17 protein-coding genes and 1 pseudogene are annotated in these 12,901 nt (G+C 71.9%); 11 read left to right on the top strand and 7 right to left on the bottom strand.

Annotation, left to right across the window (positions count from 1 at the left end):
* Positions 1–217: 217 nt before the first annotated feature.
* From KDL28_RS39605 to KDL28_RS39595, 3 genes are all read left to right on the top strand, one after another.
* Positions 218–496, top strand: a complete 279-nt coding sequence (locus KDL28_RS39605) for a hypothetical protein (RefSeq protein WP_252446629.1) — start codon at positions 218–220, stop codon at positions 494–496.
* A 583-nt stretch (positions 497–1,079) separates the two neighbouring features.
* A complete protein-coding gene (locus tag KDL28_RS39600) occupies positions 1,080–2,063 on the top strand; it encodes an aldo/keto reductase (protein ID WP_252446628.1) in 984 nt (327 codons plus the stop codon).
* A 423-nt stretch (positions 2,064–2,486) separates the two neighbouring features.
* Positions 2,487–2,897 (top strand): DoxX family protein, encoded by a 411-nt coding sequence (locus KDL28_RS39595; RefSeq protein WP_252446627.1) that lies wholly within the window; start codon positions 2,487–2,489, stop codon positions 2,895–2,897.
* A gap of 200 nt (positions 2,898–3,097) precedes the next feature.
* On the opposite strand, the gene KDL28_RS39590 is transcribed toward KDL28_RS39595, so the two are convergent.
* Both KDL28_RS39590 and KDL28_RS39585 read right to left on the bottom strand, forming a co-directional pair.
* On the bottom strand, positions 3,098–3,994 hold the full coding sequence (locus KDL28_RS39590) for a LysR family transcriptional regulator (protein WP_252446626.1): 897 nt from the start codon (positions 3,992–3,994) through the stop codon (positions 3,098–3,100).
* A 27-nt stretch (positions 3,995–4,021) separates the two neighbouring features.
* Positions 4,022–4,894, bottom strand: coding sequence for an ABC transporter substrate-binding protein (locus KDL28_RS39585; RefSeq protein WP_252446625.1), 873 nt, complete (start codon positions 4,892–4,894; stop codon positions 4,022–4,024).
* 224 nt (positions 4,895–5,118) lie between these two features.
* On the opposite strand from KDL28_RS39585, the gene KDL28_RS39580 reads away from it, so the two are divergent.
* Entirely contained in the window at positions 5,119–5,259 is a 141-nt protein-coding gene (locus KDL28_RS39580; RefSeq protein ID WP_252446624.1) for a hypothetical protein, read from the top strand.
* Positions 5,260–5,296: 37 nt separating this feature from the next.
* Here KDL28_RS39580 and KDL28_RS39575 read toward each other — a convergent pair whose 3' ends face one another.
* Together KDL28_RS39575 and KDL28_RS39570 are read right to left on the bottom strand one after the other, a co-directional pair.
* Positions 5,297–6,454 (bottom strand): hypothetical protein, encoded by a 1,158-nt coding sequence (locus KDL28_RS39575; protein WP_252446623.1) that lies wholly within the window; start codon positions 6,452–6,454, stop codon positions 5,297–5,299.
* 190 nt (positions 6,455–6,644) lie between these two features.
* Complete coding sequence (locus tag KDL28_RS39570) at positions 6,645–7,130, bottom strand: DUF6933 domain-containing protein (protein ID WP_252446622.1); 486 nt, start codon at positions 7,128–7,130, stop codon at positions 6,645–6,647.
* Positions 7,131–7,542: 412 nt separating this feature from the next.
* On the opposite strand from KDL28_RS39570, the gene KDL28_RS39565 reads away from it, so the two are divergent.
* Together KDL28_RS39565 and KDL28_RS42365 are read left to right on the top strand one after the other, a co-directional pair.
* Positions 7,543–7,833 carry a hypothetical protein gene (locus KDL28_RS39565; RefSeq protein ID WP_252446621.1) on the top strand — a complete coding sequence of 97 codons (291 nt, stop codon included), beginning with the start codon at positions 7,543–7,545 and terminating at the stop codon, positions 7,831–7,833.
* 66 nt (positions 7,834–7,899) lie between these two features.
* Positions 7,900–8,157 (top strand): annotated as a pseudogene (locus tag KDL28_RS42365) (PNPOx family protein); the annotation flags it as partial.
* Between the two features lie 21 nt (positions 8,158–8,178).
* Here KDL28_RS42365 and KDL28_RS39560 read toward each other — a convergent pair.
* Positions 8,179–8,829 (bottom strand): maleylpyruvate isomerase family mycothiol-dependent enzyme, encoded by a 651-nt coding sequence (locus KDL28_RS39560; RefSeq protein ID WP_252446620.1) that lies wholly within the window; start codon positions 8,827–8,829, stop codon positions 8,179–8,181.
* 64 nt (positions 8,830–8,893) lie between these two features.
* Here KDL28_RS39560 and KDL28_RS39555 point away from each other — a divergent pair, with 64 nt between their 5' ends.
* Entirely contained in the window at positions 8,894–9,334 is a 441-nt protein-coding gene (locus KDL28_RS39555) for a MarR family winged helix-turn-helix transcriptional regulator (protein WP_252446619.1), read from the top strand.
* Between the two features lie 162 nt (positions 9,335–9,496).
* Positions 9,497–10,072 carry a hypothetical protein gene (locus tag KDL28_RS39550; protein ID WP_252446618.1) on the top strand — a complete coding sequence of 192 codons (576 nt, stop codon included), beginning with the start codon at positions 9,497–9,499 and terminating at the stop codon, positions 10,070–10,072.
* A gap of 43 nt (positions 10,073–10,115) precedes the next feature.
* Here the strand turns inward: KDL28_RS39550 and KDL28_RS39545 are convergent, their stop codons facing one another.
* A complete protein-coding gene (locus KDL28_RS39545) occupies positions 10,116–10,889 on the bottom strand; it encodes a DUF6994 family protein (protein ID WP_252446617.1) in 774 nt (257 codons plus the stop codon).
* A 107-nt stretch (positions 10,890–10,996) separates the two neighbouring features.
* Positions 10,997–11,212, bottom strand: a complete 216-nt coding sequence (locus KDL28_RS39540; protein ID WP_252446616.1) for a DUF8691 family protein — start codon at positions 11,210–11,212, stop codon at positions 10,997–10,999.
* Between the two features lie 235 nt (positions 11,213–11,447).
* Between KDL28_RS39540 and KDL28_RS39535 the strand changes: the two genes are divergently transcribed.
* The 3 genes from KDL28_RS39535 to KDL28_RS42360 all read left to right on the top strand — a co-directional run.
* Positions 11,448–11,654: a hypothetical protein gene (locus KDL28_RS39535; protein ID WP_252446615.1), complete on the top strand. Its 207-nt coding sequence runs from the start codon at positions 11,448–11,450 to the stop codon at positions 11,652–11,654.
* Positions 11,655–11,705: 51 nt separating this feature from the next.
* A complete protein-coding gene (locus KDL28_RS39530; RefSeq protein ID WP_252446614.1) occupies positions 11,706–11,957 on the top strand; it encodes a hypothetical protein in 252 nt (83 codons plus the stop codon).
* Positions 11,958–12,006: 49 nt separating this feature from the next.
* A partial coding sequence (locus tag KDL28_RS42360; protein ID WP_372497179.1) for an AI-2E family transporter occupies positions 12,007–12,901 on the top strand: 895 nt, incomplete at its 3' end.

Genomic DNA, 12,901 nt, shown 5'->3' with positions numbered 1-12,901 from the left:
ACAACGCCCGCACGAACACGCTCGGTCTGCGCGCCACCGTCACCTCCCGCACTCGACGTGCGGGCAGCCTCCCGGGCTGATGCAGCGAGATCAATTACCTGGTGGGCTCAGCGTGTCGAGCCACTAGGGATCGCCCGGGTCGACGACCGGATGGTCGCCGGGCCGGGGTGGCGCGAGGCGTAACAGCTCGGGCGAGGGCAACGCTGGAATGCCCGAGATGCGCACCACGACCCGGGTCCGGCTGAGCCACGCCACCGCCGAGCGACTGCTCGACGATGCCGTCGTCGGCGTCGACGGCGAGCTGGCCGACCTCGGCAAGCTCCTCGTCGCCGCTGCGGCCTTCGGCACCGTCGACGAGCTGATCGGCGAGGCCGCCGCCCTCGCGGCGTTCGCCGCCGCCCGGTGCACCGTCCCTGTCCGGGTCCGGCCCTCCGGTCGTCGGTTCCGGGGGGCGCGTTGTCCGAGGTCTACGCGGCCGAGGCGGCCATCGGGATAGCGCTTCTCGCGGGTATGACCGGAAGGGTCGCGCTCACCACGAGTTCGGCGGGGGCACCGCAGGACTCGTCGGCCGTCGCCAGTACCGGTGCGCGGGCCGACGGGACCGGCCACTGCCGGTGGGTCGGACGCTCACGTCCGACCCACCGGCAGTGCGATGGGCAAGCAGCCGTCCACCACATCCGACTCCCGCCCCGCCCGGCTCTGCCGGGCGGGGTCACCGCGGCCGGGGCACGCAGGGCCCGCGCCGCAGACGCCCACATCTGGGTCGATCCGCGGGCCGGCGCCGCGGCGCGTGCGGCGTCGACCACGATGGTCAGCGCCTCCCGGCGCGACGCAGGCCCCGACGACCAGCACGCTGGCATCTCGATCGGCGGGTCGGCTGCGGCCATCGGGCGGGTGCGGGTGTGCCCACAGCCGGGCTGATGCGGTGTTCCTGCGGCCCGATGCGCCCGCGGGCGTCGTCTCCGCCGAGTTCGCCCCGGTGCAACACCGGTGGAACCGGGTACGGACCGGGTTGGCGTCGGCTGACCCACGCCTACCGGCCGGCCGTTATCGCCGAAGATCGAGAGGAGATGCAGGACATGGAGCAGCGCGTCATCGCCAGGAGCAAGCAGGAGGTGTCGGTGATCGGTCTGGGCACCTGGCAGCTCGGGGCTGACTGGGGTGATGTGCGCGAGCGCGACGCCCTCGCAGTGCTGGGGGCCGCGGTGGAGTCCGGCGTCACGTTCTTCGACACCGCCGACGTGTACGGGGACGGGCGCAGCGAGCAGCTCATCGGCCGCTTCCTGCGCGAGCACCCCGACGCGGGGGTGCTGGTGGCGACGAAGATGGGCCGGCGGGTGGCGTTGGACCCCGCCCTGTACACCGTGGACAACCTCCGCGCCTGGACCGACCGGTCGCGCCGCAACCTGCAGGTGGACCGGCTGGACCTGGTGCAGCTGCACTGCCCGCCCACGCCCGTGTACTCCTCCGGCGCCGTCTTCGACGCCCTGGACACCCTCGTCGCGGAGGACCGGATCGCCGCCTACGGAGTGAGCGTGGAGACCTGTGCGGAAGCGCTGACCGCCATCGCCCACCCCGGCACCGCGAGCGTGCAGATCATCCTGAACCCGTTCCGGCTCAAGCCGCTCGAGCAGGTACTGCCCGCCGCCGCCGATGCCGGGGTGGGCATCATCGCCCGGGTGCCGCTGGCCAGCGGTCTGCTCAGCGGCAAGTACACCGCGGACACCCGCTTCGCCGACGACGACCACCGCAGTTACAACCGGCACGGCGAGGCGTTCGACCGGGGCGAGACCTTCGCCGGCGTCGACTACGCCGCCGGCGTCGAGGCGGCTGTGGAGTTCGCCACCCTGGCCCCCGACGGGGCGACTCCCGCGCAGACCGCGCTGCGCTGGATCATCCAGCAGCCGGGCGTGTCCACGGTCATCCCCGGCGCACGCAACCCCGAGCAGGCCCGCGCCAACGCGCAGGCCGCCGCGCTCCCGGCGCTGCCCGAGCGGACGATGGACGCGATCCGCCAGCTCTACGACCGCAAGATCCGCGCGCAGGTCCACCACCTCTGGTGAGGCACGGCGAGCCGTTCAGCGTCGTCGGCGGCGCAGTGGCCGCGATCGTGGACCTCGATGCGAACAGGACGTCGAGCCGGCGCAGGGTGACCGCGCAGTCGACATGGAACTGGCGCCAGCCGGTGTCGGTGCTGCGGTCCGCGGCTCATCTACCGAGCCGCCTGGGGTCGAGCACTGATACCGAGCCCGGATCGAGGGTGGCGACGAGTGCGCGGGTGCCGTCGGACGTAACCGCCACCCACGTGGACTGACACCGACGGAGGCAGTGCCGTTCCACCCGGTCGGGGCAGGCCGGGCGCCCGGCGGCCGACTTCGCCGGGCACCCACCCCGGATATCTCGATCGCGGTCCTGGCCGCCGATGAGCTCTGAGATCGCGGGCGGTCTCCACTGCAACACCGTCGCCACGACCACAGGAGCCCACGATGACCACGACCGCCGTCCCCGCCGCCGCCGCCACCCCCCGCACCGCGAAGGTCGTGCTCTGGGTGCTGCAGGTCCTGCTCGCCGCCGTCTACGCCTTCTCGGCTTCCGGCAAGCTGGCCGCCGACGCCCAGAACGTCGCCGGTTTCGAGGCCATGGGCCTGGGCACCGCCGGCATGTACATCATCGGCACCCTGGAGCTGGCCGGCGCGATCGCCATGTTCGTGCCCCGGCTGACCGGGTTGGCCGCGCTGTGCTTCGTCGCGCTGATGATCGGTGCGGTGACCGCGACGGTGGCGATCGGCGGCGGTGTGCTCGCCGCCATCCCGGCGGTGGTCGGCGTCGTGGCCGCGGTCGTCGCGTGGGGTCGCCGGGAGAGCACCCGGCGGCTGGTCGAGCACGTGCGGCGCTGATCCCGGGCCGCGCCCGAACCCGCAGAACGACAGCCGACCATCGGTCGGCTGTCGTTCTGCGCGTTCGGACCGCGCTCGTCGGACCGCGGACGCAGCGGCGCGGCCCGGTGCCGGGGGACGCGGCGTTGACGCGGGATCCGGCGGTGGTCGAGACGCCTGCGCGGATCCTTCGAGGACGCTCGGCGCCCGAGCAGCCGGGATCAGCCCGTCTCGGCCGTGGTGGTCCGGATGCAGTCCGCGAGCGCCTCTGCGCCCCCGGCCGGTATGTCCGCGCGCCTGCTGAGCAGGCCGACCTCGACCGACGGCAGCGGCCGATCCAGGCGCAACGGTGTCAGTCCGCTCGGTGTGCTGGTCCCGGCGTAGGCGGGATGGAAGGTCCCCAGCACGCCGAGGCCGGCCGCGGCCGCGAGCACGCGCGCCTGGATCCCGTCGATCTCCAGCGTGACGTCCCTGGGGCCGAGGTCGAGGCCGTCCAGCACCCTCTCGTAGTGCACCCGCTCGACGTCGTCGAGGGGTGCGGCGATCAGCCCGGCGTCGGCGACCTGGGCCGCGCTCACCGTCTCCTCACCGGCGAGCAGGTGGTCCCGGGCGACGAAGAGGGTGAACCGGGCCGGATGCAGCGGCTCGTAGTGCAGTCCCGCCGGCACCTGCCAGCCGATCACGTAGGCCAGGTCGACCCGATGGTCCGCCACGGCCTCGGCCATCCCGACGCTGTGCCCGAAGTGCACCGACAACAGCACGTCGGGATGCGCCCGCCGGTACGGCGCGACGATCTTGTCGAAGAAGTACGCCTGCTCGAAGGCGATGCTCGCCCCGAGCGTCGCCCGTCCGCGGTGACCCCCGCGGACGCTGCGCACCAAGTGCTGCTCGTCGCGCAGCAGCCGCTGCGCCCACCGGTAGACGTGCTCGCCGGCCGGGGTCAGCCTGACCGCCCGCCGCTCGTAGCGCACCAGCGACACGCCCAGATGGCGCTCCAGGCCATGCACGTGGAACGAGACCGTGCCCTGGCTCAGCCCGAGGTGCCCGGCCGCGGCGGAGTAACCGTTGCGGTCGACGACGGTCACGAAGACCCGCAGCTTGAACAGGTCGAGGCCCACGCCGCCCTCCTCGCCCCGAGCCCGGGGTCAGTGCAGCACGGCCGCCCCGTACCGAACCGGGCCGGCGACGTCGAGGAGCTCCCATTCCCGCATCCAGCCCTGCGTGCGATCGAACATCTCGCGCGTGTAGGGCTGCGGCACGATCCGCTCCCCGGGCCCGAAGCGCCGCACGTCCACCAGTTCCAGCAGGTCCGCGGGAACCTCCCGGGCCCAGTGCCGAGCGTAGCGGTGGGGCTCCAGGTCGATCTCCTGCTGCGCGCGCAGGAGCGCCCGGAAGTAGCGCTCGACGTCGTCCGCGTCGACCTGGGAGTGGAGGAGGAACCCCATCACGAACGTGGTGTCCACCAGCTTGCGGAACCCCCGCTGCTCCAGCACGTACGCCGACGCGCCCCACGCGTTGACCGCCCGCACCCGGCCCTCCAGCAGCAGCCGGGTGCGGTCGAACGGGAAGCCGTGGAAGCCCAGCTCCACCTGCTCGCGGGGCAGGAACACCTCGAGTGCCTGCAGCGCGGAGTAGTGGCTGCCCGAGTGGTACCCGACCGCGACCTCGACGCCGGCCAGATCGGTCGGGGCCCGCAGAGCGGAGTCGGCGGCGACGTAGATCCCGGACGGGCACACCGAGTATGCGCGTCCGTACATCTTCCCGTGCTGCGCGGTGGCGGCCGCGTTGACCGCCCAGTGGCAGGCACAGGACACGTCCGATGATCGCCCGGACTCCATGTCCTCGAACGCCCCGCTGCGCACCTGCAGCGGCGGCTCGGCGGCTGCCCCCACCCCCGGCGCCGAGCCGCTCGCGAACCCGCCGTCGAACTCGTAATCCAGGCCCTCCTGCGCGAAGAAGCCCCGCTCCTCGGCCACCCACTCGTGCAGCCGTACGTGGGGCTGAATCCGGAACACCATGGCGCTCACTCCCGACCCGGACGTTCCGGGGCACCCCACCGGCAGGCCCCGGACCCACCAGCGGACGCTAGTGACCAGCGCCAGCGCCGACAACGGGCGGCCATCGATCCCTCCATCAGGATGTTCGATGGACGCCGCCTGGGATGCTCTCGCCGATGGTCAGGGGAGCGGACGGACCGCCCAGCGCCGCTGCGCATCAGCTGGTTGGGCGCGGACTTGGCCCGGTGGACCTCGAGTTCGGACCCGTCCCCGATCACCTCGCCCTGCGGCTGGGACTCGTCGCTGTCCTCGTGCTCGGCCTGGTGACCCTGCTGGTCCGGATCAGCGCCGACGTCTGGGCCGCGACCTGCCCAGACGACAGCTGATCAGCCGGCCGGTGTCGCGCGGCCCGAGGGCCGTTGTCTACCTGCCTCGGAGGAGCTCGGCCAGGCGCTCGCCCAGGACGGTCATGCCGGGCCGCGGCTCGCACGCGAAGAAGGACTTCTTGCGCCGGCGCAGCAGGGCTTCGCCGTCGCGTGCCCAGCTGAACCCGGGCTTGCGCAGCAGAGCGCGGAAGACGGTGTCGGCGTTGTGGGGGTGGCGCTGCACGAGCCGGCGGATCGCCAGCGGGGAGACCGAGTCGTCGCCGAGGTACTCCCGCAGCCGAGCGAGGGCGTCGCGATCCGGGGCCGGACCGGGGTCGGCGAACAACGCGTCGATGCGGCCGAAGTCGCGGTAGAAGGTCAGGCCCTCGACTTCGTCGAAGACGATCGCGACGCTGTCGGCGTCGAGCAGGTCCTCGGGCAGCCCCACAGCGGGGCCGTCGGTGGTGGCAGGCGCGGCCTTCTCCCGCACTCGGTGGAAGTGCCGGCGCAGGGCTGCGTCCGCCTCGCGGGGCGGCATTACCACGAGGTCGGAACCGAAGCCGGCGACGAACTCGGCGCGGTGCTCGGCCTGGACGTCCCACGCTCGGCGCAGCAGCTCCGGGTTGCGCTCCAGCAGCTCCGGTCGGGTCATGACCTGATCCGCGGCGATGTGGGCGAGCTCCTGGGCGGCGGACCGCTCGAAGACGGCGAGGTGCCCACTGACCAACCAGGCCGTGGACGAGGGGTGTAGCGGCACGATGCGGCAGATTGTGAGCATCCGGCGGCGCAACTCGTGGAACGCGGCGGCACCGACGGTGGAGTGGACGGTGTAGACGAGGTCGTCGATCAGGTTGTGCAGCACGACGGAGTCGCCGTCGTTGCGGTGGACCTCGAAACAGCCCTCGACGACGTCGCGCCATCCGAGCAGCATGTCCCGGTCGTCGTCGGGCAGCGGTGGGCGGTGTCGGGCGATGAAGTCCTCGACGACCGTGCGACCGTCGGGATGCTGGTACTGCAGCGCGAACCGGTCGATGACGCTGATGAGCACCCCCTCGTCGAGGGTGCCGTGGCGGTCGGCTGCCTCGGCGATCTGGCCGCGCAGCCTCCGCTGGTAGCGCGGGCCCTGTGCGAACCGCACGAGCTCGCCCTTCAGGTCGGCTGCTCGTGCGAGCAGATCGGGCAATGCGCGGGTCGCGGGCGCGGACGGGGTGGCCATCGGGCGGCACCGTAGCGTGCCCCGCCCCGCCCCGCCCCGCCCCGCCCCGCCCCGGCGCAGCCGGCCGGCGCGGCCAGGGCCTCGCCTGGACCTTGGCGTCAGCGCTTGAGCATCGGGGTTCTCGGTCGTCGCCGGAGTTCTGGCCTGCAGCGGCAGCGCGGTTGGCGGAACCAAGAGGCCGGCGTGGAAGTCAGCGGCTGTGCTCTGCGGCGAGCGCACGCAGTTCGCGGTCGGGACTGACATGTCGCTCGTAGAGCGGGCTGCAGGGGGTCCGGGCGAGGACCACGGCTTGCTCGAGGAGGTCGTCGGTCCGGGCGTGTCCAGCCAGGATTGTGAACTCGTTCATGATTCCGACGACGCTGCGGTTGGCCGTCGGGGCGAGCGCGACCGGGGATGTACGGCTGATCTCGTCCTCGACGAAGGCCGGGTCGAGTCCGTGGGCGGTGAGCACGGTGGTCACGGCCGCGGGGAATCGGCGGAGCAGCGTCCGGGCCGGTGCGAGTTGGGTAAAGACGGGCAGCAGGGTGGTCTCGTTGACGAACAGGGCAACCGGCGACCGCCGACGCAGCACGGTGGCATACCAGTCACCGAGCACGGTGGTCGATACGTCGTTCGCGGTCACGGTCGGCTCGCCGATCCTGTCGAGGAAGCGGCGGGTCCCTCGTACGATCACCATCGACCCGAGTCTGCCGGACCCGTCGGCGGTCGGCTTCGGTGGCGGTGTGTGAGCGCGCCGGAATCCCACCAGCCCGGCTGGCAATGGTCGGGATGGCACGAAATGGGCACACGATCATGAAAAATGCTGCGGGAACCACTCGCACCCCGTTGCCGCAGCTCATGAAGTGTGTTGAGCAGCGCTGGCAAGCGCCCGGAAGTCGTCGATCTTCGTCCGGCTGACTGGTCGGTGTTCTCGGCGGTTGGGTGGGGTCGCGGGACTGGGCAGTCGCCGGTGGTCAACTGGTCAACACCGGGGAGAGCCGGGGGACGGAGGCCACGGTGGTGGCCCCGTTTGCGCCAGCGGGCAGCGACTACGCCGTGGAGGCGGAGATCCAGCTCGTGCGCAATCCCGACGGCGGGAGATCTCTGGGATGGCGTCGTTCGGGGTGGTCGTCCGCGCGGACTCGCAGGGAGCCGGCTACGGCGTGGGGAGGTGCGTCGCGGCGGGGATCTTCAGCTGCGGCGGGCCCGAGCCGTCGGTCGCCGTGCTGTGGACCGCGCAGGACGCGACGGTCCTCGATGCCGTCGCGTTCGACCCCGGGCACGAGGTGCACCGCTACCGCATCGAGGTGCGCGACGCCGGCGCAGGGCAGCCGGTAGTCGGCGGATCAGCGCGGCCGGTACCGCCCGGTCGGCCCAGTTCAGAGGTGGCTCTGGGGTAGTCCGGCGGAAGACGGCGACTTCGTGGCGCAGTACGAGTAGCTCAATGTCCTTCGAGTCCTTCGACGATGCTGGCGCCCGAGCAACTCGATCAGGCTGAGTACCTGCTGGAAGATGAGATACAGCAGTCGAAGCGACACGCCGCGATCATGCTTGTGCCTCCGCGTAGGCCGTTCACCGCTGGTCAGACGTGTAGGCCGAGTTCTGGAACCTCACAGGTCTACGACACCTCGGGCGGCGAGGTCGTTGTCGCCGCCGACGGCGGTGCCGAGGAGCACCCGGCGTGGTTCACCAACCGCGAGGCGGCCCCCGGGATCGGGGCGCAGGTCGGCGTCCGGTGCGAGTTCTCACCCGCGGCCTTCCGGCGTGCGGATGACGAGCCGCGCAACGCCGGGACCGGACAGGCGGGGGAGCGCGGCTGCCGTGCGGCCGGTGACGAGCAGCAGCAGCGCTTCGGTCGGCCCGTGCACCTCGAGGCCGTCACCGACCGCCCAGTCGGTGTCGGTCGCGGCCAGTCGAAGATCAGCCAGCGTGCGGCGGGCGTGGAACGGCCAGCCCATCGTCCACACGCGCTCGACGCCCGCCCGGGCGGCGTCCACGGGCATCGGCAGCGACCGCCCCAGCGGCACCGCGATGTCCTGGACGTGCACCAGGACGTCGAAGTGCAGGTTGCGGTAGGTCGTGACCACAGGCCGACGGCGGCTCCCGGTGTGCTCGCGCAGTTGCGCGACCAGGTGGGCGGGCGTTGCGGTGGCGTGCGTGACCGCCAGGTCGCGGTTGAGCCGGTCGAAGTCTCCACGGACCCGGACGGCCCCGGCGAGGAGCCGCGCCGGGCTGGGCGGCTGCGGGGTCAGGACGAGGTGCGCGACGACGTCGCGCACGCGCCACTGCGCACACAGCGACGGTTGCTCCCACTCGTCGTCGGTCAGGTCGTCGAGCAGGTCGGCAAGCTCGCGGCGCTGGTGGGCGATCGTCGCCCAGTGCTCGTCACGGTCCATCGCGCACCTCCGCGAAGTACGAGAGACTGACCAATTAAGTCAGAGTGTCGTACTATCGTCAACCGTGGACGACCCGGAGTCGCTGAACGTCGGGCTGCTGCTGTTCATCCCGTACCGGGCGATGGAGGCGCGGGTCTTCGCCGGGCTGGCCGCAGCCGGCTTCGACGACTTCACTCCCGCCCAGGCCCGGGTGTTCCAGCGGCTGGCCCCGCAGGGGAGCCGGCTCACCGAGCTCGCCGCGCAGGCCGGACTGACCAAGCAGACCATCGGGTTCCTGGTCGACCAGCTGGAGCGTGCAGGCTACGTCGAGCGCGTGCCGGACCCGCGAGACGGGCGGGCCCGGCTGGTGCGGATCGCCGAGCGCGGGCGGCGGGTGATCCCGCTCGCGGCGGGCATCGTGGCCGAGGTCGAGGCCGAGTGGACCGACCACCTGGGGGGCCGACGCATGGAGCAGCTGCGGGGGATCCTCGCCGACCTGCGGACTGTCACCGACCCGTACCGGTAGCAGCGAGGGCGCGGAACGGGGTAGCCGGGGCGGTGAGGGCGTCGCGTGGACCGGCGTGCTGGTGCAGCGGGGCAGCGGACCGGTCGTGCAGAGTGACGGGCCACCGGCGGAGGCGCTTCGGCAGGGCAAACGTGGCCGTTCCACGGGGAGCCGCTGGGCAACGTGCTGGGCATCATCGCCACCGACGCTGTGATGGGTCGGCGCACCGCGCAGCAGGCGCTGAAGGAGTACTGGAGGATTCTCAGCCGGCTACCCGAGGGCAGCACCGCCCGCCGCCAGCTGGACCTGGCGATCCGGTTCGACCTGGACGCGCCGACCACCCCGGTACCGGACGTACCGTCCGGCACGCCCGGCCCGCTACGCGACCTGGTCACCGACCTGCACGCGGTACCCCTGGTGCGTCGAGACCCGAGCAAGGAACTGGAACCGCTGCTCGCCGTCATCGGCGATGTCGTCGCCGGACGCATCAGCAGCCGAGAGGCAGCGGCCGCGGTGCGGCACCTCGCGAACCGCCGCCACGAAAGCCTGGGCGAAGCCGGCAAGTTCGAGATCGATCGGAGAGTGCGCCAGGCGGTCGAAACCCTCGAGGAGCAACGTCGCCGCGATCGGCGGGGCACCGGGTCCTACCCGGCGCCGGCAACCAAGCCGGCACCAGCCCGACAACAGCGACAGGCGCGCCGAAACGGCTATGCTGGCAACCGCTGGTATTCGACTGTATTCGGACTTCGATGCCGCTGATCGAGGCAGGGAGCTCCTCCAACCTGGTTCGCGGTACGGTCAGCTAGAAAGCGATCGCGAGCCCGTCGATCCTGCGGTTACGTGCTTGGGTGAACTCGATGCTGCGGCGGCGGTACTCCCGGTACGTGTCGAAGTCCTGGGGGATCGCGGGCGGTCTGAACTCGTCGAACGGTATGAAGAACCTGACGGCCGAGTAGTCGTCGGTGACCATGTCCTGTAGCAGCCAGAAGTCCACGTATCCGCGGAAGTCCTCGAAGGCCGCGAAGAAGTCGCGGTAGCGAGCCAGCACGTCCCCGAGCGGGCTCCACTTGCATTCGTAGTAGCGTCGGATGCTCTCGAGCGTCAGGTCCATCCGGTCGGCGATGGTCCGGAGGCAGCCTCGGGCCTGGTTGATCGTCCACTTCCCGTCTATCCGGACGGCGGGCCAGAGGATTATTCCGCCGATGGTGTAGCCGATCGTGTTGAAGTAATCGTGCTCGGCAGCCGAGAACTGCTCAAGGACCAGCTTCGGGACGCCGTACCTCGTGTAGGAGGGGACGAAGGCGTCGCTCGACAGCCCGAAGTCACCCGCCGTCGAGCTGTGACTGAAGTAGTACGGGGGCCGCGTCGTCGGCGCCAGTTCGAACTGGACGCCACTTGGTAGCGGCTTGCTCCACAGGAGCTGGTGGTACCGGCACAGCGTCGCGCTGTAGGTGTCCGGGTCCTTGCCGGGCGGCGTGTCCGTCCTGAAGTCGAAGCTCGTGTCGATCACCATGCCTTGAGCCACCTCGGCGACAGTACCCGCCGCCGCGTCAGTCACGATCTTGGTGGGCAGCACGTCGGCGTCGTCAGCGGAGAACCAGACGCCCGCGGCCAGCCGGGGGCGGTCGCCTGCTCGGATACGCAGTGGATAAAGGGGTGAGTTCGGTGAGCACTCGACTGCGGTCAGTCGCCGTCGCGGGGGATCTCCTGCACCGACACCAGCCGCAGGCCCAGCGACTGCAACTGGGCGAGCACGCCGTGCAGGTGGGAGTCGTCGCAGACTTCGCCCCTGATGATGGTCTCCGGCGGCGCGTCGGAGACCCACATGTCGGGGAAGGCGGCGCGGGAGCGCGGGGACAGCAGCCCGGCCACCCGGATCTCGTAGCGTCGTGCGGACACGCCCGGTCCCCTTCACCTGCATCCGAACGCGGATGGGCAGCCAGCGTCCGCGACCGTGCAGTGCCGGGCATCGTCCGGGCCGGATGAGGTGCCCGTCGCGGGAGCGACCGCCGCGCCGCCCAGAGCCCGGTCGGGTCCACCGGCGGCGGTCAGCACCGCGGCACGATCTCGTCCGCTGCGGACGAGGCCGCTGCGCTCCCCGTGCGGGACGCGCGTCCCGCCGGGCCGTCAAATGATGTGCCTGACCCTGCCGACCGTCACCGGTCGCGTCGACCCCACCGCCGCAGCCCGCGACGGCGCGCCGGTCACCGGGGCGGTGGGGTACCCGCGGGCACTGGTCGTCCTGGTCTGCACCGCCGCGGCGGCCGTCGGCGCCGCCGGCATCCACGCGGCGGCGTGGCTGGTCGGGCCGAGCCCACCTCCCTGGCGCTCATCGTGGTGATCACCATTCATCCGCTGCGCGGGGCTGGTCGGCCTCGGCCTTCCGGGTTGGGTGGCCACCACGGCCATCGTCGTGCTCGTCCTCGGGCTGGTTCTCGTCCTAGCCGTTGCCCTCGTCGTCGTGGTGGCGCAGGTGGCGAGCGTGCTGCCGCTCTACGCCGGCGAGGCCAACGCACTGGTCGCGTCGGCTACCGCCACCCTCGGCCGGTTCGGCGTCGGCGCGGACCCAGTTGCGCGCGCTGACCGCGTCGCTGAACTTCTCCAGGGTCCTCCGGGCTGGCCACCGGGCTGCTGCTCGGGCTGACCACGTTGCTGGGCAGCGTCGTCTTCCTGCCGACCCTGCTGCTGTTCCTGTGCGTGGAGGCCCCGACTGCCGGCGACCGCCTGGCGATCGTCGCCGGGCGGCCGGCGGCCGGCGCCGGTTGCGGAGGCGCTGCGCGGTCTCGCCGTCAGCACCCCGCCGCTACTTCGGGATCACCACGGTCGTAGGACTGGCCACCGGGTTCGTCGCCGTGGTCGTCCCGGCGCTGCTCGGAATCCCCGCCGCGGCCCTACGGGGGCTGCTGGGTTTCCTCACCGACTACATCCCCTACCTGGGCTTCTGGATCGGGCTCGGGCCGCCGGCGCTGCTGGCCCTGCCGGTCGACGGCTGGCCGCTGCTGGGGACCGTGGTCGCGGTGTTCCTGGTGGTCAACTTCGTGCTCACCTCGCTGGTCCGGCTGTACTACATCGGCGACGCCGCGGGGCTCTCGGTTGGCGTCACGCTGGTCGCGCTGGTGCCGTGGGGGGTGGCTGCTCGGCCCGGTCGGCGCCGTCCCCGCGATCCCGCTCATCCTGCTGCTGAAGGTGGTGCTGGTCGACGGCGACCCCACGGGCGCTGTGGGCGGAGGCGCTGCGCAACTCGGCGCGGCGAATTCACCTCCCGCGGACGAGGACCGGTCTGCCGGACCAGGGGATGCTGTCCATCGACCCCCACGCGCTCTCCTCGCCCGCGGGCGAGGAGAGCTGACCCGGCCGACCACCGGCATCCACGGCGCTCGGTCGGATCCGCGCCCCCGGCCGCACCGTCGTCGAGGCGAGTCATCGAGGAGGAGCCCGTCATGACCGGCACGACCACCCGTCCGTCGGCCGCCTACGGGGTGCATTCCGAGGTCGGCACCCTGCGCAAGGTCCTGGTCTGCGCCCCCGGTCTCGCGCACACCCGGCTGACCCCGACCAACTGCGACGCGCTGCTGTTCGATGACGTGA

The sequence above is a fragment of the Pseudonocardia humida genome, from assembly GCF_023898865.1.
Classification (GTDB): Bacteria; Actinomycetota; Actinomycetes; order Mycobacteriales; family Pseudonocardiaceae; genus Pseudonocardia; species Pseudonocardia humida.
This window is presented reverse-complemented; position numbering and strand designations above follow the sequence as displayed.

Coding starts and splice junctions, on each gene's coding strand:
- KDL28_RS39600 (WP_252446628.1), top strand. CDS start 1,080: ATGGAGCAGCGCGTCATCGCCAGGAGCAAGCAGGAGGTGTCGGTGATC.
- KDL28_RS39585 (WP_252446625.1), bottom strand. CDS start 4,894: ATGGTGTTCCGGATTCAGCCCCACGTACGGCTGCACGAGTGGGTGGCC.
- KDL28_RS39595 (WP_252446627.1), top strand. CDS start 2,487: ATGACCACGACCGCCGTCCCCGCCGCCGCCGCCACCCCCCGCACCGCG.
- KDL28_RS39605 (WP_252446629.1), top strand. CDS start 218: ATGCGCACCACGACCCGGGTCCGGCTGAGCCACGCCACCGCCGAGCGA.
- KDL28_RS39535 (WP_252446615.1), top strand. CDS start 11,448: ATGTGCCTGACCCTGCCGACCGTCACCGGTCGCGTCGACCCCACCGCC.
- KDL28_RS39575 (WP_252446623.1), bottom strand. CDS start 6,454: ATGGCCACCCCGTCCGCGCCCGCGACCCGCGCATTGCCCGATCTGCTC.
- KDL28_RS39570 (WP_252446622.1), bottom strand. CDS start 7,130: ATGGTGATCGTACGAGGGACCCGCCGCTTCCTCGACAGGATCGGCGAG.
- KDL28_RS39565 (WP_252446621.1), top strand. CDS start 7,543: ATGGCGTCGTTCGGGGTGGTCGTCCGCGCGGACTCGCAGGGAGCCGGC.
- KDL28_RS39560 (WP_252446620.1), bottom strand. CDS start 8,829: ATGGACCGTGACGAGCACTGGGCGACGATCGCCCACCAGCGCCGCGAG.